We start from the raw sequence: 26,283 nt of genomic DNA on the forward strand, positions 1-26,283 counted from the left end.
AGGCGGCTCTTGTGTAGCGAATGCGTAGTGATCATGTCAACTGTGTGTACGGCATCCCACGATCATCATGAGCACCACTCCGAACCTCCTGGGGGAACCACCGTGCGCAGCAACCTCCTCAGCCGGGCCCTGGTGGCCGTGGCCGCCGCCGGGCTCGTCGTCGCCACCGCCACGCCCGCCAGTGCGTACACCTCGTTCATCGAGCTCAAGCAGAGCGGCAACATGGCCGCCATCGTCTGGTACAACTCGGGCACCCACAACATGACCAAGGGCCGCAACTCCTTCACGCTGCGGGCCGCGGCGGGCACGACGTGGGCCAAGCTCCTCTACACGACCCAGTACGCCGGGGGGAAGTGGAACTCCACCCACAAGGTGACCACCAGCGGCGGCAACGCGGCCGAGATCACCTTCAGCGACTACAAGTCCGACACCGAGCGCCACTGGATCAAGTACCGCCTGTGCATGTACCGCGGCGGCACGGAGACCTGCTCGGTCAACACCATCACCGACTACATCGACTGACCGGTCCCGGAAGGAAGGCGGCCTGGCAGGGCGGACACCCGCGTGCTAGACAGGCCGGGGCACGGAGGCCCATCGGGGGACGCCTGCGTGCTAGACAGGCCGGGGCACGGAGGCCCATCGGGGGAGCGTGAACCACAGGGGCACGGCGCGGCGGAGCGCTTCGGGACCCCGCACCTCGACCGCGTGGGCGCGCAGCGCATCCGACCAGCTCAGGTCGCCGCGCCAGACCTCGACCATGCTGCGCAGGCCGGCGGTCACCGTCACGGTCACGGCGTGGCCGGGGTCTGTGTCGCAGACGTCGACCTCGCCACGCGTGATCACGAGCCACCAGTGGCGACTGCTGGGCGGCACGTCCGGGAACCGGAACTCGATGACCGTCCGCCCATCAGGAACGGCGGTCCGGTCGACGTTGCGGTGCATGTCCCACAACAGCAGCTTCGGGTCCAGGTCCTCGTCGCCCAGCTCTCCGATCCAGCGGACGCCCCAGGCGGCGAGTGCCTCGACCACCGGTCGCAGTTCGTGGCCGGCCTGGGTCAGGACGTATCGCACGTCGTTGTCCTCGACGTGCCTCTCCACGATGCCGGCATGCGCGAGCCGGTGCAGCCGCCGGGACAGCAGCGTGGGGGACATGCGCGGCAGGCCGCGTCGCAGCTCGTTGAAACGCTCGGTCCCGCAGACCAGCTCCCGGATGACGAGCAGCGTCCAGCGTTCGTCGAGGAGTTCCACGGCCTTGGCGACTGGGCAGAACTGGTGGTACGAGGAGCCCATGCTCCGCAGTCTAAGCTCAGCTGCCGTGAACGCCAGAGACAGCCGACCGGGTCTCGGCCGGGTGCTGGTACAGATCGTGTACTAGATGGCGAACCCGTCCTTCCTTACCGTCGATCCCAGTTCACCGCGGCGATGAGGGAGAAGCAGGATGAACGTACAGAGCGACGCGCCAGAGGCCGACCGTGCGCTGAAGGCCAGGCATCGCGACATGTGGGCGCTGGGCGACTATCCCGCGGTCGCCGCCGAGATCATCCCCGATCTGGGCGCGATCCTGGTCGAGGCGTGCGGGGTGGGACGCGGGGACCGGGTGCTGGACGTGGCCGCCGGGTCCGGCAACGCCGCCATCCCCGCGGCGCTGGCCGGGGCGAGCGTGGTGGCCGGCGACCTGACCCCGGAACTGCTGGAGGCGGGACGGGCCCTGGCCGCGCAGCGCGGCGCGAAGGTGGAGTGGCGGCAGGCCGACGCGGAGGCCCTGCCGTACGCCGACGGCGAGTTCGACACGGTCCTGTCCTGTGTCGGGGTCATGTTCGCTCCCCACCACCGGGCCGCCGCCGACGAACTGATCCGGGTCTGCCGCCCGGGCGGCACGATCGGCCTGCTCAACTGGACGCCGGAGGGGTTCATCGGCCAGATGTTCGCGACGATGAAACCGTACGCGCCCCCACCTCCGCCCGGCGCGCAACCCCCTCCGCTGTGGGGCAGCGAGGATCACGTCCGTGCGCTGCTCGGGGACGCGGTCACCGATGTCGTCGCGCGCCGGCAGACGGTCACGATCGACCGGTTCGCTCACCCCGACGCGTTTCGTGACTACTTCAAGGCCAACTACGGCCCGACCGTCGCCGTCTACCGGGGGATGGCCGGGGACCCCGACCGGGTCGCCGCCCTGGACCACGCCCTCACCGAACTGGCCCGCCGCCATCTACAGGGCGAGAAGAAAACGGTGATGGAATGGGAGTACCTCCTCCTCACGGCACGCAAGCACGACTGACGACAAGAATCGGTGTGTCCCTGGTCCTGCGGAGGCGGTGGTCTGCCCGGGTCCGGCGGAGCCGCGTCTCCCACCCGAGCGGTCATCGACGGATCGCCGTGATCCTGGGCAGGAATCGCTGTGATCCTGGGCAGACCGCCGCACACGTCGGCTCAGTCCATGGGCGGGTCAGTTGCGGAGCTGGTGGGCGATGGACGGGTCGGCGATGGCGGTGTCGGCGGCCAGCAGGAACGCCTTCGACAGGATGATCGACAGCATCCCGCCGTCCTCCTCGAAAGGCAGGAAGAGCTGGTCGCCACCGCCGCGAGGGACGATGCAGAGGTAGGCGTCATTGGGGTCCATGAGGATGTTGCCCGAGCCGAGGTGGATCTTGTAGGTGCGTAGGTCGCCCCGGACCACCAGGAAACGATCGGTCAACGTGCACCGGCCGGCGATGGTCGTGCGGCCGATCAGCCGGGACAGCGCGTCTCGGCGCACCTCGGCGGACGGCGGCAGCGGCCCGAACGAACCCGTCCGCCAGTGGTCCCGCAGCCGATCCAGCCCACGGTCGGTCCATTCGGGGTCGGTCGCGATCGAGGTGACCGCGACGAACAGGTCCACGTCTCGCATCGCCTCGCTGAACACCAGCCGCGGCACCTCGATCAGCGGCGCCGGGTGCCACTCGCCCTCCGTGAGCCGGTGGAAGCGGACCTGGTCGGTCACCGCGTACCCCTCGTCGTGCGAGAGGTACTCGTGGTGGAACTCCGCTCGCCACCGTCCACCGGTCAGTACGCGTCGCGCCTCCCCGGAACCACCGCCGTCCCAGGGCCCCATGTAGTCGGCGCGCCAGCCCCGCTGCTTGAACAGCGCGTACAGCTTCCGGTAGTCGACCACGTGCCCGGCGAACCTGTTGGAGTAGATCCCGGTCGCCTCCTCGGCGGGCGTGAGCAGATACACCTCACGGAACGCCTGCTTGAACGGCTGCCGCAGCTCCTTGTCCTGCACGACCTCCCGCCAGGCGCGCACCTCCTCCGGCGACGCGCGGGCCGGATGCCACAGCCGCACCGGCATGTCCGGCAGGCCCAGCCCCAGCTCGCTCCGCCACACACCGTGGGAGACCTCGAACTCCCAGATCAGCCGATCGGTGAGCGGCTGCCCCGCCAGCTGCCGGTACGGCGGCGCGTTCTCGCTCGCGTATCCGGCTTCCAGCGCTCTGACCAACGTCGCCTGCTGCTGCCGAACTCGCCTGGCCAGCTCCCGCAGCCGCTTGACCTCGTCCGCGTGCTCACGTCTGACCGCTGCGGGGACGGACTTGAGCCTCCTGTCCCCGTGCCACCACGACAGCTCGACCTCGCCCTCGGTCGAGATCACCGCCGTGTGCTCGCCCACTGCCTGTCGTACCCGCCCGTCGGGCAGCCGGAAGGCCACCTCCACCCGGTCGGCCAGGGCGGGTTCGATCCGCTTGAGCATGCGGTCCAGCTGTTTGGACGCCCCCGCGTGCCTGGTCGCCTGACGGGCGGCTCGCAGCGCCGAGATCGCCTCCGGGGTGGGGTGGTCCTCCACCGCTCGGGCGATCTCGAACAGCACGCCCTGCGAGGGCAGCGTCCTGGCCTGGGTGGGTGCCACCGAGACTCCGTGCAGGAGTCGCCGCAGCAGTCCGGGCAGCCAGGGTTCGTCCCGGAAGAGCGCCAGCCGTACGGCCCGGCCGATGGTCTCCTTCTCCCCGTCTTCGAACGCCTTGTCCGCCCGATAGGGGATCTGCCCGGCGTGGATCGCTGCGATGCGGGCCTCGGCCGCCTCCAGAGTCGCCTGGGCGAAGGCCACATAGTCGGACAGGTCGGCGAGCCGTTCCCGGACGTCGGGTAGCGGTGGCGAGGAGGTGTACGACCGCTCCTCTTGCACCGACTCGGCGTACAGCGCCCGGCGCTCGGCATCCCAGCCGAGCAGCAACTCCACCTCGGCGACCGCGATCGGCCCCCGCCTCTCGACGAGCCGGGCGGCCACCTCCGTGTCCAGTCCCGCGAGCCCGGCCGCCGCCAGCAGGAAGAAGGGGGTGTCCAGCCGGTTCTCGCGCAGCAGGAAGCCGACCAGCACGCGGGCGGGATCGGCCAGCCGCTCCAACGGCGCTCCCGCCGGGCAGCGCACCAGCGCACCGATCCCGACGCACAGATCCGCCCATTTCCGGGTCTGCAATCCCTCGACCAGTGCGTCGAACATGTCGACGCATGCCTCAGGCGTGAACAGCGGTTGCCGCTGCCTGGCCTGCTCTTCGATCGAGAACCGGGCACTCATGGCGCCGCCGCCCTGTTTTCCGACCCGGTAGGCCGCAGGGATCAGCGTGCCCAGCTCGACCGCGCTCACCTGAGAGGCGTCGGGCCACTCCTCGTGGTCCTTCCCGGCTCCGGTCATCAGATCCAGCAGTTGCCGCGCTTGAGGGGAAAGCCGCATGCCTTGAGGGGAAAGCCGCATGCGGGAGATCCTGCCGGATGCCACCGACAGAGTCACCTCACCCGCTTCGGAACTCCTGACGGAATGATCCGCGATCTCAGGAGTCGATCTCCCAGAAGAGCGCGCCCATCTCTTCCGGCCCGGTAAGGATCTTCACCAGGGGGTCCGGGTCAGTACCTGGAGGGAGATCGACAGAGAGATAGGTGCCCTGCAACCACTCGTGAGCCAGACCGGACGTCGCCACTTCGCCATGAAGGAGCTCGTGGAACCGGTCGCGATGAGGGTGCTGCCGGACCAAGGCGACCCGCAAAGTGCGGTGGCCCGACTTCTCGACCACGGCCGCCACCAGGTGCCGGTCGTCGATGGTCACCACATCGTGATGGCAGATGCCGTGGGTGAAGAACGGCAGGCAGGTGATCTCGAACCTGTCCGGGGTCAGCCGGCGGGTCCACAGCTGCTCGCGCCAGCCGTCCACGCGTTCGGAGAGATCCGCGTGGACCATGTAGTCGCTGAGGTCACGGCCGATCGGATTGTCGTGCGTGATGATGGTGATGACGCGCCTTTCGGGTGAGAGTTCATATTCCGACAGCCGGAGAAGATCAGTTTCGGTGAGATGCCGTCAACCGACGCCGACGGATCAGGGCGCGTCCCAGGCTGAGGAAGGCTTCGTGGTCGTAGGCGCGGTCGGCATACAGCCTGCGAGGCTTTCGGCGGGGACGGCCGACCTTTGAGGATCAGCGCTCCTCTCGACGGCCGGCTCCGGAACACATGCGCCATCCTGAGCAGAAGGATCACACGCACATCCCCTCGTCTGCTGCAGGAGCCGTCGATGCCGGCACGTCGGATCGTCCCCAACATCCAGTCCGAAGCCCTGGAGGAGAGCGCGGAGTTCTACGGCCTCCTGGGCCTGGAAGAGGTCATGAACCACGGCTGGATCATGACCCTCGCCTCTCCGTCCGCTCCCACGGCGCAGGTCAGCATCATGACCGGTGACAAGACGGCACCTGTCACTCCGGACATGAGCATCGAGGTGGACGATGTGGACGCCGCCTATGCGGCCATGCGTGACAGCGGTGCCGAGATCGTGCATCCGTTGCAGGACGAGGAGTGGGGGGTCCGCCGGTTCTTCGTCCGTGACCCGAACGGCCGCGTGGTCAACGTCCTGGGGCACCGCTGACCGCGGAGGTTCGGTGACGGCGGTGGCAGCCGATGTACGGCATCGCCCGGCTGGCCAGGTGGTGACCGATCCGCACTCGCAGCGACCGGTCCATCTCCGGCGTCTCGGCCTCTTCGCGCGGCGAAGCCGGACCGCGTAATCCCTATGGGGCCTCTGTGTACTCCCGCAACCGGCCGTTCATGAGGTCCCAGAAGGAGCGGAAGCGCATGGCTCCGGGTAGCCAGGGTGCGAGATACCAGGCCTCCCACTCACCGTCCGGGGTCTTGATGTGAGGGTTGAGGAGGTACGTGCCGTCGTCGTATTCGCCGATCTGGAGGGTGTCCGGTAGATACTCTGCCCGGAGATGGACCGTGTCCTGACCTTCCCCGTAAACGAAGTAGTCCTCATCGGGCACGCTCAGGAGCTTCTCGTCCGGGGACGACCACATGCCGGCCAGATGCGGATCGAGATCACGAAGCCAACCGATCTCGGCAAGCGGCAGCAACTGACCGCAGGCGATACCGTCCTTGTCCCAGCCGTTGGTGACCTGGAGGAATTCCCTGTAGCTCGGGGGCAGGCGGGCACCAAGACGCTGCTCGTGCCGCACGATCTCGGGCTCAGCGACCCCAGGTGAGCCCAGCCAGTTCTGGGAGCTAACTTCGGCCGAGAGGTGTTCGGGGTCATCCCCGTACACACGCTCAATGGCTGTCGGGCCCACGTGCCGCAGAAGGCCGAGCCAGGGATGGCGCATGGTGCCGGGGACGTGGATGGCGTTCATGGGCGGATACCGTAGGGCAATGTGATCAAGAGGATTCGATGATGCGCGGCAGGTCGTTTCCGGCTGGGTAGTGCTCGGTACACCCGGGTGTCGTTGTCGCTGTGACGGATCATCAGGATCTCGTCCGCCTCGTTGGGCGACCGTCACGTTGACGGACGGGACCGAACTCTCGGCTGCACGTGATCGTTGAGAGGGGGCGTACTGAGCCCCAGGTCAGGGGCTAAAACAGCTGGTCAGAAGAGTGCCCCCGGCATGATTCGAACATGCGACACCCGCTTTAGGAGAGCGGTGCTCTATCCCCTGAGCTACGGAGGCAGGGGCTCCTAGTAAGAGTAGCGAAAGTGGCGAGTGGTTGCGCGCCCTGAGGGGGAGTTGGGGGCAGACGGTGGGTTATCGGTTCGCTGGCCTGGAGTAAAAGGGCGGCAAGTGGGCGGGTGTGGGGTGGTGGGCGAGGTTAGCGTCACGTTCCGTGATCGACAGGCGACGGAAGCGCATCCGCGGGCATCGCGCCCTGCGACCGGTGGTGCTGTGTGGCGCGATGCTGGCACCCGCGCTTCTGGCCGGGGGGTTGCTGGTGGCCGAGCTCACCGGCTACGAGGCGGCCGTCCAGATGGCCGACGGCGATGTGGAGCCTGAGGGGCCTGGAGAGGCCGAAGGACGCGGGAGAGCCGAAGAGGCCGAGAAAGCCGCAGAGGCAGCGGAGGCGGCGGAGGCGGAAGAAGCCGAGGGACCCGGGGAAGCGGAGATGCTTCACGGAGACGGAGGTCTCTGGGCGAAGGGTGGGGAACGGCAGGGTTCCCAGGGGAGTGGTGGAGCCTGGACCGGCGCGGCGTCCCGGGTGGGAGCCGGGGGGCCGGAGAGTTCGCCGGACGAGGAGCCGCCGGGGGACGCGGTGGCCGTGGTACCGGTCGTGGTCGGGCCCGTGCGGAGCCGGATGTTCGAGCCGAGGCTGGTGCCTCCGCCGTTGCGGCCGGAGCGGGTGTACGGGGGGTGGGTGCCCGTCGCGGCGAAGTCGGGAGTGCGCCGTACGGAGGAGGACCCGAGCGAGCCCGGCCGGCTGGACGATGCCCGTGAGACGAACGGGACGGATGGTGCGGGTGAGTCAGATGTGGTCGTTCCCATAGAGACCTATCCGCAAGGCTCCAGAGGGCCACGGAAGGTGGCATTGCCGCCCTCTGTGGCACCTGGGCCTCGGGGGGAGCGGAGGCCGCCACTCGCGCCACCTGAGCCCCGCGACGGGTGTTCGGCGGAGTGGAAGGGGACGTGGCTCTGGGAGGTCTGCAAGAAGCGCGGGCGGCAAGAAGTCTGACTTGTCCGGTCCCAAAAAGGGGTGTTCGGCGCATAACGGCTGTGGGGAGTCTGGCCCGTGCACTTGGTCAGCTGTAGTAGCGTGCGTGCCTGACCCAGGTCACGAGTTCGCAAACGGAGGGGTCGAACGTGCCACCTCGTCGATCAGCGGGTCTGATCGCCGTCGTCGCGACGATGACTTCCTTCCTGCCGGGAGCCGCTGCCGCGCAGCGGGCGCCGGCGGAGGTTCAGGCCGTCGTTGCCGCGGAGCCGGTGAATCTCACAGAACTGCGTCGTGAGGCGGAGAAGGCCGCGAAGGATCTAGAGGCCGCGACCAAGGCGCTGGAGCAGAGGCGGACCCAGATCCGCACCTCGGAGAAGGAGCTCTCCACCAAGCTGCGGGAGCTGCAGGTGGCAGAGAGGGCCTTCGCCCAGGTACGGCAGCCGCTGTCAGACCTTGTCGGGTTCCTCTACCAGCAGCCGAGCGGTGGGGACGTGGCCGGTTTCCTTTCCGGTGAGTCCGACGCCGACACCCTGCGCGCGATGGCCGGTCTCACCCAGATCGTCGCCGAGCGCGACCTGATCCTTGAGGACAGCAGCCGCCTGCAGCTGGAGCGAGAGCGCCTGGCGGGCGAGGCGCAGGAGCTCCGGGCGAGCAACCTCCTCGCGGAGGCGCAGATGGGCGCCGAGATCGAGACGCTCAGGGTGCGCTCGCAGAAGATCGTGCAGTCTCTCACCAAGGCCCTGGTGAAGCTGGGCGTCAAAATCAACAAGAAGGGGCAGCCGGCGGCCGGGTGCGACCCGACCAGGGCGACCTCGATGAGCGAGTTCCCCAACGGGCTCATCCCGCAGGCGTACCTCTGCCCGCTCCAGCAGCGGGGCAACCAGCTGCGAGGGGACGCCGCGCTCGCGTTCATCAGCCTCAACGAGTCGTACAAGCGGCAGTTCGGCAAGCCGATGTGCGTGACCGACAGCTACCGGAGCCTGGCCGAGCAGCAGTCGGTCTACTACACCCGCCCCGGCCTGGCGGCGATCCCGGGCCGCAGCAACCACGGCCTGGGACTCGCCGTCGACCTGTGCGGGGGCGTCGAACGCTTCCGCTCGGCCGAGTTCAACTGGCTGGAGACCAACGGCAAGAAGTTCGGCTGGATCCACCCCAAGTGGGCCTACGTCAGCCCCTTCGAGCCCTGGCACTGGGAGTACGACCCCAAGATCGGCTCCCTGCTGTAAGGGCTCGGTCGCGGTCTCGCGGGCGCTGTACCTGCGGCCAGTGCTCGGTGTCGGGTCAGATCTCTCCGGTGCGGATGCCTGTCAGGAAGTCGTTCCAGGCCGCGGGGGTGAAGGTCAGCGCTGGGCCGGACGGGTCCTTGCTGTCGCGTACGGCGACGAGTCCCGGCAGGTTGGTGGCCACCTCGACGCAGTTGTTGTTGGCTCCGCTGAGGGTGGAGGTGCGGAATTCGGCGCCGGACAGGTCAGGGGAGATCATGGTTGCTCCTCAACACGGTGATGAGCGCCGCGGATTCTTCGGGGGACAGGCATACGTCGATGAGGCGCTCGAACGTCAGCATAAGTTGCCGAATCTGCTCGCTGTCCTCGACGTACACCTCGCCTGCCGGGCATTCGGCGTAGCCGAGATCCGGATCGTCGTCGAACGACAGCACTGAGAAAGTCCCTTCCATGCCGCCGTGAGCACCGACTTTCGATGGGAGGACCTGGATCGTGATGTTCGGCTGATCCATGGCGTGAAGGATGTCGCCAAGCTGCCGGGCCATGATGCCGGGCGCTCCCACAGGATGGTGTAGAGCGCCTTCGGCGATGAGAGCGTGCAGGGTGGTGTGAGCACCGAACAGACTGGTCTTGCGCTGCATCCGGGCATCGACACGGCGTGCCAGCTCAACGTCAGACCGATCGGGATGACCTGCTTGGATGATCTCTCGGGCGTAGTCAGAGGTCTGGAGCAGGCCGGGAATCAACAGCGGTTCCCAGTGCCGGATCGTCTTGGCAGCCGCCTCGAACTCGACATACGACCCGGTGAACACATCTGAGTAGGCCGTCCACCAGCCGCGCCGGGCGACTTCGCGCGTGAGCTGCACCATGGCATTGGTGGTTGCCGTCTCCACGCAGTACAGGTGACAAATCGCCGCCACATCGTCAGGGGTCGGCGCACCCTTGCCCGTCTCGAAGCGATTGAGCTTGCTGCGCGACCAGCCGAGCTGTTCGGCGGCGGCCTCCGTCGTCATTCCTACGGTCGCACGCAGCGTGCGCAACTCACGTGACAGGCGGCGCAGCCGAACGGTGGAGTGCTTCATGCGGACAGCTTGCCGCATCAGCCGCTCCGGGGATGGACTTATCGGACACTTATTAGATGCCGTTGTATCGATGGGATTCTCACTGCACTATAGGAGTCCTGAGGGGCGTAGGCCTGAAAGGGGTGCGTGGCACGTCATGAGATTCGATCTCTGACGCGGAGCATGACCTGCTTCATCCGCCTACGAATGCAGGAGCCGTTGCGGCTCACCGATGGGCCTGCGAGCAGGTCAACACAGCTACTGGACTGAACGAGGTCATCAACAGAAAACGGACCCGTCGCCGGTCTTGCACACCGACGACGGGTCCTTGATCAGGAAGTGAGTCCTGACCCGTGAACAACCCTAGTGCTCCGGTCCTCGACCGGGCCACGGCGAGCGGCTGCGCCTGTTTCGCCGACGTACCGCCGTTGCCGATGGGGTGTGCCGCCTGCGGGCACGCCCCCTACGCGCACAGTTGCCCCGACCAGCTCGCCGATCATGAGCACGAGTACGCGCAGCCCTCGGGCGCCTTGATGGCCATCCGTCTGGAGGCCCGCCGCACCGGGAATCGCTCCCTGTCCTGCTTCGAGCCGCTCGCCCCCGCGCGCCGGGCCGAGGCGATCTCCCCGGTGCCCGCCCAGCGGTCCGCGGAGCAGGTCCAGGCCCAGCTCCAGGCCCAGATCCAGATCCAGGCCCAGGCTCAGTCCCAGGTCCAGGCCCAGGTCACTAAGGCCTCGCCGGTGCCCGTTCTGCGTCCTCCCCGGCGGGCTCGGACCGTACCGGCGCCGTCACCGTGCCGGGTGCGCGGCCGTCGTCGCCCGCTGCTCCCATCCAGGGCCGTTCTGACCAGGCCGCCCCGGCCCGGTACCGGGCGTCATCGCGCGCCCCACCCAACCCGGCCACTTCGGTCCCGGGGCATCGGGCACCACCTCGGGCGAACAACCGCCCGCATCCCGTGCCGCGCGGTGCTCACTCCAGCTCCGTACCGGCCGTCCGGCCCGTACGGTCCACCCCTCCATGTCCTTCCCCGCTTCACAAGGCGGGCCCGTCCACCGCTACCAACGACCGGACGGGCCCTTGATCGGATGGAGGTCCAATCAATGGACGATGGTAAATCCAGCACACCCGAACAGGCCATCCCCGGCTGGCGGCTGATTCTCAGTGACGCCGGGCGGCTGTGGGCCAGCCGTGAGAAGCCCTTCTCAGCGGTCGCGTTCGAGGCCGGGGCCGAACGGACCGTCGACGCCGACACCCTCGATGCCCTCCGGGATGAGACCGACCGGCAGGAAACCATCGCTGAGGAGGTCGTCGCCAGGGAGGCTCAGGAGGAGCGGGCTGCGGGGAGGGTGATCTCGTGATCCGCCGCGTTCCGATCAGACGGGCCTCCGCTCGCGGGCGCCACCGCGACGGCCTGGCCATCGCCGCCGTACCCCACTACACCTGGGACCACGAGGCCCGTGCCGAGGCGGCACTGCTGCAGGTCACCTGGCCGGGCTGGGCCGTGCTCTACGGCACCGGCAGCCGCCTCTTCCACGCCATCGCCACTTGGCCCACCCCGGAACCGCTGCTGCTCTGCGACCGGACCGTCGAGGGCCTGAAGAGCCAGATGCGCGAGGCCGAGATGACCGCGATCATCCGGCGCTGGGCGCTCACCGGGACCGACGGTCCCTGAGTGGGTATGGCGGCCATACCTCCCCGGCCCTGGCCGCCGTGCCCTCACCGGTCGTCATGAGATTCATCCCCCGCGAGGGCCGATCGTGATGGAGAGCCGCCCGCCGGCCTGGGCGGAGGCCAGCTCGGTCGCCTGGGCCGACGTGGTGGCCAGCACGATGAGCGCGCCCCGCTCCGACTCCCCGCCCGGGGTGGCCAGGACCGTGACGTCCTCGGCCGCGATGGTCGCCGGAGCATTGCCGTCCCAGGTCGAGGTGGCGGCGAGCACGTCCACCACGTCACCCGGGGAGAGCAGGCGCGCGGTCTCGGGATCGGCGACGCGTACCGGAGTGGCGACCGTCCCCTCGCCGTGGGCGGCCAGCAGGCCGGGGCCGAGCAGGCGGACGTCGGTCAGCGGCTCCCCGCGCCGTGCGGGACCCGCCAGGATCTTTCCCGCGTACGGCATGCCGGGCCGCAGGGCGCCGTCGGGGACGGTACCGGGTCTCAGCGGGGCCGGTGTCAGGTCGGCCTGTTCCAGCACGCCTCCGGGGAGATCCTTGGCGGCGGTCAGTACGGTCACCGAGGCGGTGTCCGGGCGCAGTGCCAGCACGGCGCATCCCATCGCCAGGGCGGCGACGGCGGTGGCGATGAGACGGTGACGGCGGTCGAGGAAGCGGCGCAGAGCGCGCATGGCTGACTCCAGAGGTGGGAGCCGGGCGGCGCGGTGCCCGTGATGGGTGGGGCAGCCCCGCCGAGTGGCGGCGTGGTGCCCGTGGTGGATAGGACGCCCCGCCGGATGGCGGCGCGGCGCCCTTGGTGGGTGGGACAGACCCTTGGTGGGTGGGACAGCCCCGCCAAGTGGCGAGGCGGTGCCTGGGGTGGATGGGACGCCCCGCCGGCTGGCGGAGCGGGGCGGAGCGAGTGGTTGTCGGCGGATCCGGGGCGTGGCCGGGAGCTGGATTCGGCCCTTCTCGGGTTTCGCCGGGTGGCTCACCTGGCGGTGACGCCGGGGCCGCCGGCTACAGGATCAGCCGGGGAGGTCGAAGGGGAGCTTGAGGCCGTCCAGGGCGTTCTGGCAGGGGCAGGTGCGTTCTTCGGGGAGGGCGGCGACGACCTCGCCGACGAGGGAGCGCATGCGGCCGACGTTGGTGGCGAAGAAGGCGAGGACCTCGTCGTGGGTGACCCCCTCACCCGCCTCGACCCCGGCGTCGTGGTCGGTGACCAGGGAGACCGAGGTGTAACAGAGAGCCAGCTCGCGGGCGAGGACGGCCTCGGGGAAGGCGGTCATGCCGACGATCGACCAGCCGTTGCCGCTGAACCAGCGGGACTCGGCGCGGGTCGAGAAACGCGGGCCCTCGATGACCACGAGGGTGCCGCCGTCGGTCACCTCCCAGCCGGCGGAACGCGCGGTGGAGACGGCCGCCGCGCGACCCGAGGGGCAGTAGGGGTCGGCGAAGGCGACGTGGACGACGCCGCCCGCGTCGTAGTAAGTCTGCACGCGGCCTGAGGTGCGGTCGACGATCTGGTCGGGGACGACCAGGGCGCCGGGGCCGATCTCGGCGCGCAGGGAGCCGACCGCGCTGGGGGCGAGGACCTGGCGGACGCCGAGGGAACGCAGTGCCCACAGGTTCGCCCGGTAGGGGATCCGGTGCGGGGGGAAGCGGTGGTCGCGGCCGTGGCGGGGCACGAAGGCGACCGAGCGCGACCCGATCCGGCCGACGGTGACGACGTCGCTGGGTGGGCCGTACGGCGTGGCGATCTCGACCTCTGTGGCGTCGTCGAGCAGGGAGTAGAAGCCCGAGCCGCCGATGACCCCGATGTCCGCGCGAGTGACCATGGAGCTGAGGTTAGCGCCACGGGCCGGTCCCTGAGGAGCCCGGGTGACGGCCTGTGGATAACCGCGTCCCCGGGTAGCCGCTCGGTCGCTTTCGGTGAAAGCGGTGGAACGCCGATCGGAGGCCGGGCGGGCTGTGCTGAACTGGCCGAGGGCTGTCCTGCGACGACCGGCGGCGGAGGGGCCGGGGCCGGGGCTCGTCAACCCCGCTTCGGTCGGTGAAGGGGGCGGATGGGAGGCCACGGCCCGGGGCGGCCGGTCGGACGGCCGCCCGTGAACGGCCGGCCGGGGGTGGGTTCGAGGGGGACGGGGGCGCGGCTCAGGAGGCCGCGGCGGCCGTGCTGCTCGCGGTCTTCGTCGACGTGGAGGCCGACGAGGAACTCGACGACTTCGACGAAGACGAGTCGGACGAGCTCGACGAGTCGGACGACTTCGACGAGGACGAACCGGAGGAGTCCGAGGAGCTGGAAGAGCTCGACGAACCGTTCGCGGACGTCACCGTGCTCGACGACGAGGACCGGCTGTCGGTCCGGTAGAAGCCCGAGCCCTTGAAGACGATGCCGACCGCGGAGAACACCTTGCGCAGGTCGCCCGCGCAGCTCGGGCACTCGGTGAGAGCGTCGTCGGAGAACTTCTGGACGATTTCGAACTGGTTGTTACAGGCTGTGCAGGCGTACTGGTAGGTGGGCACGCGCTCCTCCTCGTAATGATCCGCGCCGATTGGCACTCTAGTGGCGCGACTGCTAATGGTACGCAGCCGACAAGCTTAAACGCGAGTCGGAGTCCTCGCATTCCGTAGCAGGATTCCGATCAGATGTGGACGGACCACGCTCCGGACGCGGCCCGGCCTGGCGGATCGGGTGTCGCCGGCCCTCGATTCGGCCGGGACGAATCCCGCTTCGGATGTGGCCGGGGCCATGGGGCGGATGTGGCCGGAATCCGGTTCGGGCGCGGGCCGCCCCCGGATCGGGTGCCGTCGAGCCTCGGTCAGATGCCGGACGTCGCTCAGGTGCCGAACCTCAGTTGGACGTCGCTCAGGTGCCGAACCTCAGTTGGACGTCGCTCAGGTGCCGAACCTCAGTTGGACGTCGCTCAGGTGCCGAACCTCAGTTGGACGTTGCTCAGGCGCCGAACCTCGATCTGGTGCCGCCTTCGATCGGACGCCGGATCCCGGTCAGGTGCCGCGTTCGCCGAACCAGCCCGCGAGCTTGCCCTTGCGGCTGATCGCGCGCATTCGGCGTTCGACCGTGTCACGGCAGGCGGCCGTGGTCACGACCAGCAACTGGTCGTCGGTCCTGATCCTCGTGGAGTCGGTGGGGACGAACGTCCGGCCGTCCCTGACGATCAGCGTCACCTGGGCGTCCGTGGGCAGCCGCAACTCGAAGATCTCCACACCGTGCAGCTTGGACGTCGGCGGCACCTTGACCTGGAGCAGGTCCGCGTTGAGCTCCTCCAGCGGCGCGGACTCGACCTCCAGGTCGCGGGCCTCCTCGGGGGTGGACAGCTTGAGGAGTTTCGCCACGAACGGCAGCGTCGGACCCTGCAGCAGGGTGTAGACGATGACGATCACGAAGACCTCGTTGAACACGAACTTGGCGGTGCCGTCCGGAACGGAGGTGGCGGCCCAGGGGATGGTCGCGAGCACGATGGGCACCGCGCCGCGCAGCCCGGCCCACGACAGGAAGGCCTGCTCCCGCCAGCCCAGCCTGTCGATGCGCAACAGCCGGGTCAGCAGCGCGGAAACGATGATCGACAGAGGACGGGCCACCGCGACCAGGATCAGCCCGGCCACCAGGCCGGGCACAATCGCGGACGGCATCTCCGAAGGGCTGGCCAGCATGCCGAGCATGACGAACAGGCCGATCTGCGCCAGCCAGGCCACGCCCTCGGCGAAACCCCGCGAGGCCGCGCGGTGCGGCATCCGGGAGTTGCCCATGACCAGTGCCGCGAGGTAGATCGCGAGGAAGCCGCTGCCGTGCAGCAGCATGGCTCCCGCGTAGGCGACGAACGCGAGCGCGAGCACCGCGATGGGGTACAGGCCGGAGACGGGAAGCGCGATGCGGCGCAGCGCGTACACGCCGAGCGGGGCGACCGCCAGGCCGACGGCCGCGCCCACCACGAGTTCGAGGGCCACCTCGAACAGCGCCAGCCCCAGGCTGGGCGAGGTCGCGGCGCTCAGCAGCATGACGGCGATCACCGTGGGGGCGTCGTTGAGACCCGACTCGGCCTCCAGGATGCCCGCGAGGCGCGAGGGCAGGGGCAGGCGGCGCAGTACGGAGAAGACGGCGGCGGCGTCGGTGGAGGCGAGGATCGCGCCGAGCAGGAGCGCGGTCCGCCAGTCCATGCCGAGGATCAGGTGCACCGGGATCGCGACGGCCGCGATGCTCACCCCCACGCCGACGGTGGCGAGCACCAGGGCGGTGGGAATGGCTCCCTTGACGTGGCTCCAGGTGGTGGTCAGGCCGCCCTCGGCCAGGATGATCGCCAGCGCGATCAGGCCTATCTCCTGCGCGAGCTGCGGGTTCTCGAACTGCAGCCCGAACCCGGACTCGCCGACGAGCAAACCGAAGCCAAGGAAGATCAGGAGACTGGGCAGCCCGCTCCGATGGGCGACACGAACTGCGACGATGGCCGCGATGACGATTCCGGCACCGAGAAGCAGCCAGACGTCCAGTCCCATCTGGTCCCCTCTCTGACTCCGGGGACCATTGTGTCGCATTCAGGAGGGGCGCCACGCACACGCGGCGCGCACTCCCCGTCACGATTTCGACGCCTTCGGCCCCGCGTCCGGCGGCGATTCCGGCGGTCGGTCACACCTACGCCCGCCGGTCGGTCACGCCTGCACTCCTCGGCCGGTCACGCCCCGTTCCGGCGGTCGGTCACACCTCCGCGGCGGCGGTCTTGAAGATCCCCTCGGGGGTCGCCGCGTAGCGGACCGCGAGGTCGTGGGGCTCGGCGGGCACGCCGTCGAGCAGCTCGCCCTCGTGGAGCAGCGCCACCGTCGGCACGTTCGGGCCGACCCTGGCCAGCGCCCGGTCGTAGGAGCCGCCGCCGCGGCCCAGCCGTACCCCGGTGGTCCTGTCGACCGCGAGCGCGGGCACGATCACCAGGGCCGCGGTCCTGACGGCGTCGACGCCGCGCCGGGTGTCGACCGGTTCCATGATCCCGAAGCGGCCGGGGGCGAGGGTGTCCGGGCCGTCGTACACCGCCCAGTCGAGATCGTCGTCGTCGCGGAGCACCGGCAGGATCACGGTCGCGCCGTGTTTCCACAGGGCGAAGACCAGCCCGTGGGTCGCCGGTTCGGTCCCGATCGACCAGTAACACGCGACCAGCCCGGCCATCTGGACCCAGGGCCGGTCCAGCAGGGATTCCCTGATCTGGACGGAGGCCGCGTGCCGCTTCTCGTCGGGGATCGAGGCGCGTGCGGCCTCGATCGTGGCACGCAGCGTCAGCTTGTCCACAGGTCCCTCCACTAAGGTTTTGGTTATGGCCGACTTCGAAGCTGTGACGAAAGCAGTCGTTCCCGCGGCGGGTATGGGCACCCGTTTTCTTCCGGCGACCAAGGCGACCCCCAAGGAGATGTTGCCCATCGTCGACAAGCCCGCGATCCAGTATGTCGTCGAGGAGGCCGTCTCCGCCGGGCTGCTCGACGTTCTCATGGTCACCGGGAAGAACAAGCGTTCCATCGAGGATCACTTCGACCGGGCCCACGAGCTCGAGGAGATCCTGGAGGCCAAGGGCGACGACGAGCGCCTCTCGCAGGTGCGGGAGCCCGCTGACCTGGCCACCCTGCACTACGTACGGCAGGGCACGCCACGCGGCCTCGGCCACGCCGTGCTGTGCGCCAAGCAGCACGTGGGCAACCACCCCTTCGCCTGCCTGCTCGGCGACGACCTCATCGACCACCGCGACGAGCTCCTCAAGCGCATGATCGAGGTACGCGGCACGCACGGCGGCAGCGTCATCGCGTTGATGGAGGTCCCCCAGGAGCAGGTCTCCCTGTACGGCTGCGCCGCCATCGAGCCCACCGGTGAGGACGACGTGGTCAGGGTGACCGACCTGGTGGAGAAGCCCCCCGCCGACGAGGCCCCGTCCAACTGGGCCATCATCGGCCGGTACGTGATCGACCCGGCCGTCTTCGAGGTCCTGGAGAACACCCCGCCGGGACGCGGCAACGAGATCCAGCTCACCGACGCGCTCCGTACCCTCGCAGGACGCGGCACCGACCAGGGCGGCCCGGTGCACGGCGTGCTGTTCAGAGGCCGCCGCTACGACACCGGCAACAAGCTCGACTACCTGCGTACGGTGGTGCAGTTCGCCGCCGAGCGTCCCGACCTGGCGCCTGAGTTCATGCCCTGGCTCAAGGAGTTCCTGGCCTCGCGATGAGCTCCCTGAAATCGGTCGACGACCACCTCTCCGACATCCTCCGCACCGTGCGGGTGCTCGCCCCGCTGGAGCTGGAACTGGAACGGGCGCTGGGCACCACGCTGGCCGAGGAGGTCACTGCTCCGGTCTCGCTGCCGCCCTTCGACAACTCCGCGATGGACGGCTACGCCGTGCGGGCCGAGGACGTCGCGGACGCCCCGGTGACGCTCCCGGTGATCGACGACATCGCGGCCGGAGACGGCCGGTTGCAGGCCATCGGTCCCGGCATGGCGATGCGGATCATGACCGGGGCCCCGCTGCCCGCCGGGGCCGACGCGGTGGTCCCGGTCGAGTGGACCGACGGCGGCACCGCTCAGGTCGCGATCGGCCGCCCGGCGATGAAGGGCCACGCGATCCGCAGGTCCGGGGAGGACGTGCGGGCGGGCGACGTCGTCCTGCCCGTGGGCACCCCGATCGGTCCCGCGCAGCTCGGGATTCTGGCGGGTGTCGGCCGCCGCCGGGTTCTTGTACGGCCTCGCCCGCGGGTGGTCGTGATCTCCACCGGAGCCGAGCTGGTCGAGCCCGGCCTGCCTCTGGGACCCGGCCAGATCTGGGAGTCCAACAGCTTCGCCCTGATCGCCGGTGTCCGCGAGGCGGGTGGCGAGGGCTACCGGGCGGGGATCGTCGGCGACGACGCCGCGGGGTTCCTCGACCAGCTCGACGCGCAGCTGCTGCGGGCCGACCTCGTGATCACCAGCGGCGGCGTCTCGATGGGCGCGTACGAGCCCGTCAAGGAGGCCCTCGGCCCGCTCGGCACGGTCCGTTTCGAGCGGGTCGCCATGCAGCCGGGCATGCCCCAGGGATTCGGCGTGGTCGGCGAGGACCAGGTGCCGATCTTCGCGTTGCCCGGCAACCCGGTCTCGTCGTTCGTGTCGTTCGTCCTGTTCGTCCGGCCGGCGCTGCGCAGGATGCGGGGCCTGCCCGAGGAGCCCACGCCGACCGTGCGGGCGGTCACCACCGGCCGGCTCCGCTCGCCCGAGGGCAGGCGCTCCTACCTGCGCGGCGTGTTCGGCCCCGGCGGTACGGTCGGCCCGGTGCGCGGGCAGGGTTCCCACCAGCTCGCCGCCCTGGCCGCGGCCAACGCCCTGATCGTGGTGCCCGAGGACGTCACCGAGCTTCCCGAGGGTACGGACGTGGAGGTCATCCCCCTGTGAACCCTGTGAACCCTGTGAACCCTGTGAACGACCGGGACCGGAGCGAAGCGGCCGGATTCACCCACCTCGACGAGACCGGCGCGGCGCGCATGGTGGACGTCTCGGCCAAGGACGTCTCCCTCCGTACGGCGACCGCCACCGGCCGGGTGCTGCTGTCCGCCGAGGCCGTGGCGCTGCTGCGGTCGGGGGAGGTGCCCAAGGGCGACGCGATCGGCACCGCGCGGATCGCCGGGATCATGGGCGCCAAGCGGACCCCTGACCTGATCCCCCTCTGCCATCCCATCGCGCTGCACGGGGTCAAGGTCGAGCTGACCGTGGCCGACGACGGCGTGGAGATCACGGCACGGGTCAAGACCGCCGACCGTACCGGCGTCGAGATGGAGGCGCTGACCGCGGTCTCGGTCGCGGCGCTCGCCCTGATCGACATGGTCAAGGCGGTCGACCCGGCGGCCGTGATCACCGATGTCCGCGTCGAGGAGAAGACCGGCGGCAAGACGGGGATCTGGACCCGCCCCTGACATCCCGTCCCGGGATATCCCGTCCCTGGCCGTCCCCGGATATCCCGCCCCGGGATATCCGGTCCCGGTGAGGAGATCCCGTCACGACGGCGCCGAATCTTCGGGAGACCAGGTCGGTGGGAGGCCGGGTCCCCAGAGATCAGGTCGATGGGGGGCCGGGTCCCCAGAGACCGGGTCGGTGGAAGGCCGGGTCCCCAGAGACCGGGTCCCCAAGACCCTGGGAGGATGATCCCATGAGAGCTCTGGTGATCACCGCCTCCAACCGGGCCGCCGCCGGGACGTACGAGGACACCTCCGGGAAGCTGCTGGCCGAGCTGCTGGTGGCGGCCGGGTGCGACGTGGACGGCCCGGAGGTGGTCCCCGACGGCGAGCCGGTCGAGGCGGCGCTGCGGTCCGGGGTCGCGGAGGGGTACGACGTGATCGTCACCACCGGCGGCACCGGCCTGACCCCGGCGGACCTCACCCCGGAGATGACCCAGCGGGTGATCGACAGGGAGGTTCCCGGCATCGCCGAGGCCATCCGTCACGTCAACCGGGACAAGGTGCCCACCTCCATCCTTTCCCGCGGGCTCGCCGGGCAGGCCGGTGGCACGTTGATCGTCAACCTGCCGGGTTCCTCGGGAGGGGTGCGCGACGGCATGGGCGTGCTGTCTCCCGTGCTCAGGCACGCCGTGGACCAGATCAGGGGAGGAGATCACCCCCGTTGATCCGCCTCCCCTGCTTCCATGGCACCGCGGGCCTTCTTCGGGAGATGATGAGGGTGTGGATCGACTTCGTGGCTGGCCGGTGACCCTTACGGAAGGCCCGGTAGGACTTCGGCCGCTGCGGCTGCGGGACGTGCGCGTCTGGCGGGAATCGCGGCTGCGCAACGCGAACTGGCTCCGTCCCTGGGAGCCGAGCAATCCCGAGACCCCCCTCTTCAAGACCGGTCTCGGCCCTTACGTCTCCATGGCCGGAACCCTGCGCAGGGAGGCCAGGCAGGGTCTCGCGCTGCCGTGGGTCGTCACCTACGAGGGCGCCTTCGCTGGACAGCTCACCGTGGGCGCCATCGTCTGGGGCTCCGCCAGGTCGGCCCAGATCGGCTACTGGGTGGACGGCGCGCTGGCCGGTCGCGGGATCACCCCCACCGCGGTCGCCATGGCCGTCGACCACTGCTTCTTCACCACCGGGCTGCACCGCGTCGAAGCCAATATCCGCCCAGAAAACCACGCGAGCCGCAGAGTGGTTGAAAAGCTTGGTTTCAGGGAAGAAGGGATCAGACGTCGGCACCTGCACATCGACGGTGCCTGGCGCGACCACATCTGTTACGCACTCACGGTCGAAGACGCCCCGAGGGGGTTGCTCGTACGGTGGCGGCGGGCCCGTGAGGCGGCCGCCCACGGTGGCACTCCGCACGAAGAGGTTTGAAGATCTCGCGACACACCGCATCGAATGCTCGTCAAATAGTGACACGCGGTCTTACGGTGCGTGACATGAGCAGATTGAGGACGCCGGGAGACCATGCGCGTCTTCATGCTGCCCGGAGGTGGCCGTGAGCAGCGGTGTCGTTCTCTACCTGGCCATCGTCGTCATGTGGCTGTGCGTGCTGGTGCCCATGTGGCTGCACCGCGACCGCAACACCCTGGCCGAGACCCACAAGGACATCGAGCCGTACGCCTACGACGAGCGGGCGATCGACGAGGACTCGGCCGAGACCCTCACCGAGCCCCTGCCCGTCTCCTCCGCCGACCTGCCCGAGTCCTCGCTCTCCCCGGAAGGGGACGTTCCGTCGCCCGGTGCAGAGGAAGCCTCGCCGGGTGCCCAGACAGCGTCCGGGACCGGGGGTGAGGCCCCGCCCGCCCCGCCCCAGGCCGGCAAAACCGGTAGGACCGCCGCCGGCAGGGCCGCGTCCGAGCGCCGCCGCGCGGAACTCCGCCGCCGGGGCAAGCAGGTGGCCAAGCGAAGGCGCCTCACGCTCTGGTGCGTCCTGCTCCTGCTCGCCTCCGTGGTGACGGCCGCCGTCCAGATCATCCCCTGGTGGGGCGTGGCGCCCTCAGTGGTGCTCCTGGGCGTCTACATGGCCGTTCTCAGGGTCACGGTCCAGATCGACGCCGAACGGCGCGCAGCGATAGCCCAGGCCCACGCGGAACGTGCCAAGCGCGCCCGCCGCCGTGCCGCCCTCCTGGAGGCCCAGCGCCCCGTGGCCGAGATCATCGACCTGGCCGCGCTCCGCGACGAGATCTTCGATCAGTACGCGGAGCCCCCCCGCCGAGCGGTCGGCGACTGACCCGCGCTCCGGATGGCGCGAGTGCCCTCGGAAGTTTGCTAATCTAGTCCACGTCTTGGGGATGTAGCGCAGTCCGGTAGCGCACTTCGTTCGCATCGAAGGGGTCAGGGGTTCGAATCCCCTCATCTCCACCAGGTCAGAGGCCACTTCCGAGAGATCGGAAGTGGCCTTTTGCGTGACTAAGCCTCCTTGTCAGAAGCGAAGATGCGGTTCATGGCGGTTGCTCCGCCTTGGAGTACCGGGCGGATCTGCTTGCGGTAAATGGTCTCCGTGGTGACCGTGCTGCTGTGGCCGACCAGCCGGGAGATCTCCTCCACCGGGATGCCATTGTCTGAGAGCAGGGACACGAAGCTGTGCCGTAGCTCGCGGGGCGTCCACTCGCGGGGATCTAGGTCAGTCTTCTCCAGGATCTTCCGGAACGCCCGCCGTACGTTGTGCGCGTCCAGCTCGGTTCCGGTGGTCGAGGCGAAAACCAGGCCAGTTACCGACCATGAGTCTCCCTGCGCTTCCACTTGTGCCGCCAGGTGGTCGAGTAGTGCGTCTACGCAACGCTGAGGGAGTGCTAGCGTGCGCCGGGACTTCTTGGTCTTGGTGTCGCCACCGGTACGGACCGAGCGCCAGACGGCGACGAACGGTGGAACGCTGGGCGCTGAGTCTGGAGAACCTTCCAGGTCAACGTGGTCCCAGGTGAGCGCCCGTAGTTCCTCGGTACGAGCACCGGTGAGCAGGGCAAGCACGACGTAGGCATGGAGCGGAGTGTCCTCGGCGGCCTTGAGTACGGCTTCCGCCTGAGCCAGCTGAGCGCCTTGGAAGGACGACCCGTCTTGCCGCGAGGAACAGAGCAGAGGTCGACAGGGTTAGGCGTGATCAACCCTAGAGTGTTCTCAGCCGCTCTTGACGCGAAGCGCAGGAAAGGACGCGCAGGCGGCGAGATCGTCGAGGTATGCCCACGTTCCATGACCATCGCCGGGACTCTGGACGAATGGCGCAAATGGACCGGCCTCCCTTCGACGCCCCGGGCCTTCAGGATGTCCCGGAAGCGCTCGCCGCCGTCCACGTCGACATCGACCAGAACCACGCGGTTTATGTCGAACCCAATGTTTGGGTACGGCGCGGCCTGGCTTAGACCTCTCAGTCCAGACAGAACTCGTTGCCCTCAATGTCCTGCATCACGAGGGTCGACTCGTTTACCCCATCGGCAAGCAGGAGCTCTACGCGGACCGCGCCGAGCGGGATCAGCCGCGCGCATTCGGCCTCAAGGGCCGCCAGACGCTCCGCACCCACGAGCCCGCTGCCGACCCGCACACAAAGGTGCAGCCGATTCTTGACGACCTTGCCTTCGGGAACGCGCTGGAAGAACAACCGCGGACCCACCCCTGAGGGATCAACGCATGCGGCCCATGAACCCTGATCCTCAGGCGGCAGCGTGCGGTTGAAGTCGTCCCAGGTAGCAAATCCCTTAGGTACCGGCGGTGCGACATACCCCAACACTTCGCACCAGAAACGAGCGACGCGTTCAGGTTCCCCACAGTCGAAAGTGACTTGAAACTGCTTAACGGATGCCATGGGAGAAGCTTTCCATACTGAAGGTATTTCACCGCACCTTGCGAGCTTGCAGGACGAAGATTGCTTTGACGAGTTGACCTGCACGTAGCGGGCAGCAGCGGAGTTTGCGCAGGATCCGCCAGTTCTTCAGGACGGCATTCGCGCGTTCGCCGTGAGCCGGAGGTCTGGCAACTACGCCTGGAGCTGTCCCCCGTGTCCCCGCTGTCCCCGCTGTCCCCCAAAGGGGGTTGACCAGGGAGAACGCCATGAAGAATCGGGGACACTGCCGGGGACAGGCTGTCCCCGCTGTCCCCGACAAGGCCGAAGGGCAGCATAAGAGGCGCTTCTTGCTGGGTTCTGAGTGACCAACTGCGTGACAACCGTAAAGGTCGATCACAGACGTAGATGGACGTTGACGGACGGTCGGGCGCAGGTCGCGAGGGCGAGAACACGATCGGTACATGTGTTCGAATCCCCTCATCTCCACAAGGCGAAAGGCCCGATTCCAGATCATGGAGCCGGGCCTTTTCGCTGTTCAAAGGTTGTGAGGTCGCTTTGTCCTCCGGGAGCGTACGGCCTCCGAAGGGCCTTTGCGGACCGGGATCGGCGAAAAGTCGGTGATCACCGTGCGAGCCCTGTTGGTGTCAGGAGGAGAACAGTCTCCAGTGGCCCTCGGACACGACGTCGACGGTGCCCTCGGTCACTCTGATGGCGGTCTCGTCGTCGATCGCGTACGCCGGACCTGGGATTCCGGCCGCCCATCTTTCCGCGTCGGCCATGCTGTTCTCCGGCAGGAGCTCGTGATCCAGGTGCGGGAAGATCGAGAAGTCGACGATGCCCAGTGTGCTGTCGCTCCCGGCAGGCGGCTGCCAACCGACGAAGTGCTCTCCGATACGGGGGGTCATCACCATGCTTCCGGCGCTCAGTCCCACCCAGACCCTCTCGTGCAGCGACGGCAGGAGATCCGCCAGTCCTGACTGCCGCATCCAGTGGCACAGGTACAGGGCGTCGCCGCCGTTCACCAGCAGGACGTCTGTCTCTCGGACCCAGGAGACCCAGCGTTCTTCGTCGATGCTGGGCAGCGCGGTGAGCTCCAGCACTCCCAGGGACTTCCAACCCAACTCGCACATGGGGGTGGAGGACTGGCCGCTGATGAAACGCCATGCCCCACCGGGATTGCCCTGGGGGTGCCCGTAGCTGGCGGTGGGGATACAGAGGGCGTTGGAGTCGGCGATCGGTTTGCCCAGTAAGTCGACCAGCGCGCTGTGGATGCTCGGGTTCTTGACGCCGCCGGAAGTGAGAAGGAGCTTCACGCTTGCCTCCTGTACGGAGCGGTCATGACGCTCTCGTCGAGAGTCGGGAGATCGGTGCATACGAGCGCTGATCATGGCGTACAAGACCGACAAATTCGTGCCGGGCGCGGGAAACGCGGCTTCTCGTAGCCATGGTGAGGGGCCACGGTGATTCCGGACAGCCGTCTTATGGGCGTAGCCTATGCGGCTGTTTGGGTTGAAAGGGCCTCGTTGAGTACTTCCAGGGGTGGCCGGTAGCCGAGCGCGGAGTGCAGGCGTCGGTGGTTGTAGAACCCTTCGATGTAGCGGATGGCTTGTCGTTTTGCCTTGGCTCGGGTGGTGAAGACGAAGCGGTGCAGCCATTCGTTCTTGAGCGCGCTGAAGAACGACTCGGCCATCGCGTTGTCGTAGCAGGCCCCGGTGCGGCCGACCGAGCGGCGGATGTCCAGCCCGGCCAGGAAACGGCCGAACTCGTCGCTGGTGTAGTTCGAGCCGCGGTCGGCGTGGAACACCGCGCCGGGCTGGAGCAGGCCGGTGCCGACGGCCATCTGGATCGCGGCCTTGATCAGGTCGGTGCGGTAGTGGTCGGCCATTGCCCAGCCAAGGACCGCTTTGCTGTGGCAGTCGATCACGGTGGCCAGGTAGAGGAAGCCCTCCCAGGTGCGGATATAGGTGATGTCGCCGACCAGTTTGATCCCCGGCCGGGTGGCGGTGAAGTCGCGGGAGACCAGGTCGGGGATGCCGCGAAAGTCGCCGTGCACGGTGGTCCTCGGCCGAAACGCCCGTACCTGGGCCGGGGCCAGGCCCTGCTCGCGCATTAACGCGCGGACCAGTTCGGCTGAGCAGTACTCGCCGCGGCGGCGCAGGGCCGCGTGGACGCGCCGGTAGCCGTAGGTCTCGTGCAAGTCGGTGAAGATCTCGGCGACCAGGGCTGCCAGCAACCTCCGGCGTTGCGCGGTGGCCGAGGCCGACCGCTCACGCCATTCGTAGTAGCCCGAACGAGACACTCCCAGCCAGGCGCACATCCGGGCGATGGAGTGGCATGCCTTCTCCGCGTCGATCAGCTCGTACTTGGCGAGCGTCATCGACTCTCGGCCGCGAAGAAGGCGGCTGCTTTTTTCAAGAACGTCAGCTTCTCACGCAGCTCCGCATTCTCCCGCTCCAGCTCCCGGATCCGCGCCCGCTCCGGCCCGGAAACCAGCCGCTGCTCGTCCTGGGTGCTCACGATCCGATGCCGGTTCACCCAGCTGCCCAGCGTGCTGGCGTTGATGTCGAACTCCCGCGCCACCGACGCGACCGTCCGCTCGCCCTCCAGCACCATGCGGACGGCTTCTTCTTTGAACTCCGGCGAGAACTGCCTACGACGCCTCGTCACGTACCTACCT

General features: G+C 68.6%; 28 protein-coding genes, 2 tRNA genes and 2 pseudogenes. 15 read left to right on the forward strand and 17 right to left on the reverse strand.

What is annotated here, in order from left to right:
- Positions 1-102: 102 nt before the first annotated feature.
- On the forward strand, positions 103-522 hold the full coding sequence (locus tag AB0F88_RS17925) for a hypothetical protein (RefSeq protein ID WP_362684528.1): 420 nt from the start codon (positions 103-105) through the stop codon (positions 520-522).
- A 90-nt stretch (positions 523-612) separates the two neighbouring features.
- Here AB0F88_RS17925 and AB0F88_RS17930 read toward each other — a convergent pair whose 3' ends face one another.
- The gene (locus AB0F88_RS17930; RefSeq protein ID WP_362684531.1) at positions 613-1,290 is read right to left on the reverse strand and encodes a helix-turn-helix domain-containing protein; all 678 of its coding nucleotides are present in this window, start codon (positions 1,288-1,290) and stop codon (positions 613-615) included.
- A gap of 148 nt (positions 1,291-1,438) precedes the next feature.
- Here AB0F88_RS17930 and AB0F88_RS17935 point away from each other — a divergent pair, with 148 nt between their 5' ends.
- Entirely contained in the window at positions 1,439-2,278 is an 840-nt protein-coding gene (locus tag AB0F88_RS17935) for a class I SAM-dependent methyltransferase (protein WP_362684534.1), read from the forward strand.
- Between the two features lie 168 nt (positions 2,279-2,446).
- Here AB0F88_RS17935 and AB0F88_RS17940 read toward each other — a convergent pair whose 3' ends face one another.
- On the reverse strand, positions 2,447-4,705 hold the full coding sequence (locus AB0F88_RS17940; RefSeq protein WP_362684537.1) for a DUF4132 domain-containing protein: 2,259 nt from the start codon (positions 4,703-4,705) through the stop codon (positions 2,447-2,449).
- Positions 4,706-4,802: 97 nt separating this feature from the next.
- The gene (locus AB0F88_RS17945; RefSeq protein WP_362684540.1) at positions 4,803-5,207 is read right to left on the reverse strand and encodes a DUF4265 domain-containing protein; all 405 of its coding nucleotides are present in this window, start codon (positions 5,205-5,207) and stop codon (positions 4,803-4,805) included.
- 327 nt (positions 5,208-5,534) lie between these two features.
- Here AB0F88_RS17945 and AB0F88_RS17950 point away from each other — a divergent pair, with 327 nt between their 5' ends.
- Positions 5,535-5,882 (forward strand): VOC family protein, encoded by a 348-nt coding sequence (locus AB0F88_RS17950; RefSeq protein WP_362684543.1) that lies wholly within the window; start codon positions 5,535-5,537, stop codon positions 5,880-5,882.
- Between the two features lie 142 nt (positions 5,883-6,024).
- On the opposite strand, the gene AB0F88_RS17955 is transcribed toward AB0F88_RS17950, so the two are convergent.
- Both AB0F88_RS17955 and AB0F88_RS17960 read right to left on the reverse strand, forming a co-directional pair.
- Positions 6,025-6,639: an SMI1/KNR4 family protein gene (locus tag AB0F88_RS17955; RefSeq protein WP_362684546.1), complete on the reverse strand. Its 615-nt coding sequence runs from the start codon at positions 6,637-6,639 to the stop codon at positions 6,025-6,027.
- Positions 6,640-6,881: 242 nt separating this feature from the next.
- Positions 6,882-6,954, reverse strand: a tRNA-Arg gene (locus AB0F88_RS17960).
- 1,245 nt (positions 6,955-8,199) lie between these two features.
- On the opposite strand from AB0F88_RS17960, the gene AB0F88_RS17965 reads away from it, so the two are divergent.
- Entirely contained in the window at positions 8,200-9,156 is a 957-nt protein-coding gene (locus tag AB0F88_RS17965) for a D-alanyl-D-alanine carboxypeptidase family protein (RefSeq protein WP_362684549.1), read from the forward strand.
- Positions 9,157-9,211: 55 nt separating this feature from the next.
- On the opposite strand, the gene AB0F88_RS17970 is transcribed toward AB0F88_RS17965, so the two are convergent.
- Together AB0F88_RS17970 and AB0F88_RS17975 are read right to left on the reverse strand one after the other, a co-directional pair.
- A complete protein-coding gene (locus AB0F88_RS17970; protein WP_362684552.1) occupies positions 9,212-9,412 on the reverse strand; it encodes a DUF397 domain-containing protein in 201 nt (66 codons plus the stop codon).
- Positions 9,399-10,235: a helix-turn-helix transcriptional regulator gene (locus AB0F88_RS17975; protein ID WP_362684555.1), complete on the reverse strand. Its 837-nt coding sequence runs from the start codon at positions 10,233-10,235 to the stop codon at positions 9,399-9,401. Before AB0F88_RS17975 ends, AB0F88_RS17970 begins: the two co-directional genes overlap by 14 nt.
- Before the next feature lie 1,079 nt (positions 10,236-11,314).
- Between AB0F88_RS17975 and AB0F88_RS17980 the strand changes: the two genes are divergently transcribed.
- Positions 11,315-11,572: a hypothetical protein gene (locus AB0F88_RS17980; protein ID WP_362684558.1), complete on the forward strand. Its 258-nt coding sequence runs from the start codon at positions 11,315-11,317 to the stop codon at positions 11,570-11,572.
- Complete coding sequence (locus AB0F88_RS17985; RefSeq protein WP_362684562.1) at positions 11,569-11,886, forward strand: hypothetical protein; 318 nt, start codon at positions 11,569-11,571, stop codon at positions 11,884-11,886. Before AB0F88_RS17980 ends, AB0F88_RS17985 begins: the two co-directional genes overlap by 4 nt.
- 63 nt (positions 11,887-11,949) lie before the next feature.
- On the opposite strand, the gene AB0F88_RS17990 is transcribed toward AB0F88_RS17985, so the two are convergent.
- Together AB0F88_RS17990 and AB0F88_RS17995 are read right to left on the reverse strand one after the other, a co-directional pair.
- Positions 11,950-12,555, reverse strand: coding sequence for a flagellar biosynthesis protein FlgA (locus AB0F88_RS17990; RefSeq protein WP_362684565.1), 606 nt, complete (start codon positions 12,553-12,555; stop codon positions 11,950-11,952).
- Between the two features lie 336 nt (positions 12,556-12,891).
- Positions 12,892-13,701, reverse strand: a complete 810-nt coding sequence (locus AB0F88_RS17995; protein ID WP_362684568.1) for an S-methyl-5'-thioadenosine phosphorylase — start codon at positions 13,699-13,701, stop codon at positions 12,892-12,894.
- A gap of 335 nt (positions 13,702-14,036) precedes the next feature.
- Between AB0F88_RS17995 and AB0F88_RS18000 the strand changes: the two genes are divergently transcribed.
- On the forward strand, positions 14,037-14,234 hold the full coding sequence (locus tag AB0F88_RS18000) for a hypothetical protein (protein ID WP_362685614.1): 198 nt from the start codon (positions 14,037-14,039) through the stop codon (positions 14,232-14,234).
- Between the two features lie 14 nt (positions 14,235-14,248).
- On the opposite strand, the pseudogene AB0F88_RS18005 reads toward AB0F88_RS18000, so the two are convergent.
- From AB0F88_RS18005 to AB0F88_RS18015, 3 genes and pseudogenes are all read right to left on the reverse strand, one after another.
- A pseudogene (locus tag AB0F88_RS18005) lies at positions 14,249-14,425 on the reverse strand (FmdB family zinc ribbon protein); the annotation flags it as partial.
- Between the two features lie 447 nt (positions 14,426-14,872).
- Positions 14,873-16,378, reverse strand: a complete 1,506-nt coding sequence (locus AB0F88_RS18010; protein ID WP_362684571.1) for a potassium/proton antiporter — start codon at positions 16,376-16,378, stop codon at positions 14,873-14,875.
- 199 nt (positions 16,379-16,577) lie between these two features.
- Complete coding sequence (locus AB0F88_RS18015) at positions 16,578-17,159, reverse strand: 5-formyltetrahydrofolate cyclo-ligase (RefSeq protein ID WP_362684574.1); 582 nt, start codon at positions 17,157-17,159, stop codon at positions 16,578-16,580.
- A 25-nt stretch (positions 17,160-17,184) separates the two neighbouring features.
- Here AB0F88_RS18015 and galU point away from each other — a divergent pair, with 25 nt between their 5' ends.
- The 7 genes from galU to AB0F88_RS18050 all read left to right on the forward strand — a co-directional run bounded on the left by galU (position 17,185) and on the right by AB0F88_RS18050 (position 22,195).
- A complete protein-coding gene (galU, locus tag AB0F88_RS18020) occupies positions 17,185-18,084 on the forward strand; it encodes a UTP--glucose-1-phosphate uridylyltransferase GalU (protein ID WP_362684577.1) in 900 nt (299 codons plus the stop codon).
- A 5-nt stretch (positions 18,085-18,089) separates the two neighbouring features.
- On the forward strand, positions 18,090-19,277 hold the full coding sequence (glp, locus tag AB0F88_RS18025; RefSeq protein ID WP_362685578.1) for a gephyrin-like molybdotransferase Glp: 1,188 nt from the start codon (positions 18,090-18,092) through the stop codon (positions 19,275-19,277).
- A gap of 23 nt (positions 19,278-19,300) precedes the next feature.
- Positions 19,301-19,795 carry a cyclic pyranopterin monophosphate synthase MoaC gene (moaC, locus tag AB0F88_RS18030; RefSeq protein ID WP_362684580.1) on the forward strand — a complete coding sequence of 165 codons (495 nt, stop codon included), beginning with the start codon at positions 19,301-19,303 and terminating at the stop codon, positions 19,793-19,795.
- 233 nt (positions 19,796-20,028) lie between these two features.
- On the forward strand, positions 20,029-20,502 hold the full coding sequence (locus tag AB0F88_RS18035; protein WP_362684583.1) for a MogA/MoaB family molybdenum cofactor biosynthesis protein: 474 nt from the start codon (positions 20,029-20,031) through the stop codon (positions 20,500-20,502).
- A 55-nt stretch (positions 20,503-20,557) separates the two neighbouring features.
- Entirely contained in the window at positions 20,558-21,202 is a 645-nt protein-coding gene (locus AB0F88_RS18040; RefSeq protein ID WP_362684586.1) for a GNAT family protein, read from the forward strand.
- A gap of 124 nt (positions 21,203-21,326) precedes the next feature.
- Positions 21,327-22,061, forward strand: coding sequence for a hypothetical protein (locus tag AB0F88_RS18045; protein WP_362684589.1), 735 nt, complete (start codon positions 21,327-21,329; stop codon positions 22,059-22,061).
- Positions 22,062-22,118: 57 nt separating this feature from the next.
- A tRNA-Ala gene (locus AB0F88_RS18050) sits at positions 22,119-22,195 on the forward strand.
- A gap of 45 nt (positions 22,196-22,240) precedes the next feature.
- On the opposite strand, the gene AB0F88_RS18055 is transcribed toward AB0F88_RS18050, so the two are convergent.
- Complete coding sequence (locus tag AB0F88_RS18055) at positions 22,241-22,798, reverse strand: site-specific integrase (RefSeq protein ID WP_362684592.1); 558 nt, start codon at positions 22,796-22,798, stop codon at positions 22,241-22,243.
- Between the two features lie 245 nt (positions 22,799-23,043).
- Here AB0F88_RS18055 and AB0F88_RS18060 point away from each other — a divergent pair, with 245 nt between their 5' ends.
- Positions 23,044-23,187, forward strand: a complete 144-nt coding sequence (locus tag AB0F88_RS18060; protein WP_362684595.1) for a hypothetical protein — start codon at positions 23,044-23,046, stop codon at positions 23,185-23,187.
- A gap of 5 nt (positions 23,188-23,192) precedes the next feature.
- On the opposite strand, the gene AB0F88_RS18065 is transcribed toward AB0F88_RS18060, so the two are convergent.
- From AB0F88_RS18065 to AB0F88_RS18080, 4 genes and pseudogenes are all read right to left on the reverse strand, one after another.
- The gene (locus AB0F88_RS18065) at positions 23,193-23,627 is read right to left on the reverse strand and encodes a VOC family protein (protein ID WP_362684598.1); all 435 of its coding nucleotides are present in this window, start codon (positions 23,625-23,627) and stop codon (positions 23,193-23,195) included.
- A gap of 28 nt (positions 23,628-23,655) precedes the next feature.
- Positions 23,656-23,784 (reverse strand): annotated as a pseudogene (locus tag AB0F88_RS18070) (IS5/IS1182 family transposase); the annotation flags it as partial.
- Between the two features lie 466 nt (positions 23,785-24,250).
- Positions 24,251-24,919 (reverse strand): Type 1 glutamine amidotransferase-like domain-containing protein, encoded by a 669-nt coding sequence (locus AB0F88_RS18075; RefSeq protein ID WP_362684601.1) that lies wholly within the window; start codon positions 24,917-24,919, stop codon positions 24,251-24,253.
- A 179-nt stretch (positions 24,920-25,098) separates the two neighbouring features.
- Positions 25,099-26,273, reverse strand: a protein-coding gene (locus AB0F88_RS18080; RefSeq protein ID WP_362684605.1) for an IS3 family transposase whose coding sequence is annotated in 2 segments (ribosomal slippage) — positions 25,099-26,036 and positions 26,036-26,273 — 1,176 coding nt in all. Because the reading frame shifts where the segments join, the coding sequence is not laid out codon by codon here.
- Between the last annotated feature and the right edge of the window lie 10 nt (positions 26,274-26,283).

It is taken from the genome of Streptosporangium sp. NPDC023963, from assembly GCF_040639135.1.
Lineage (GTDB): Bacteria > Actinomycetota > Actinomycetes > Streptosporangiales > Streptosporangiaceae > Streptosporangium.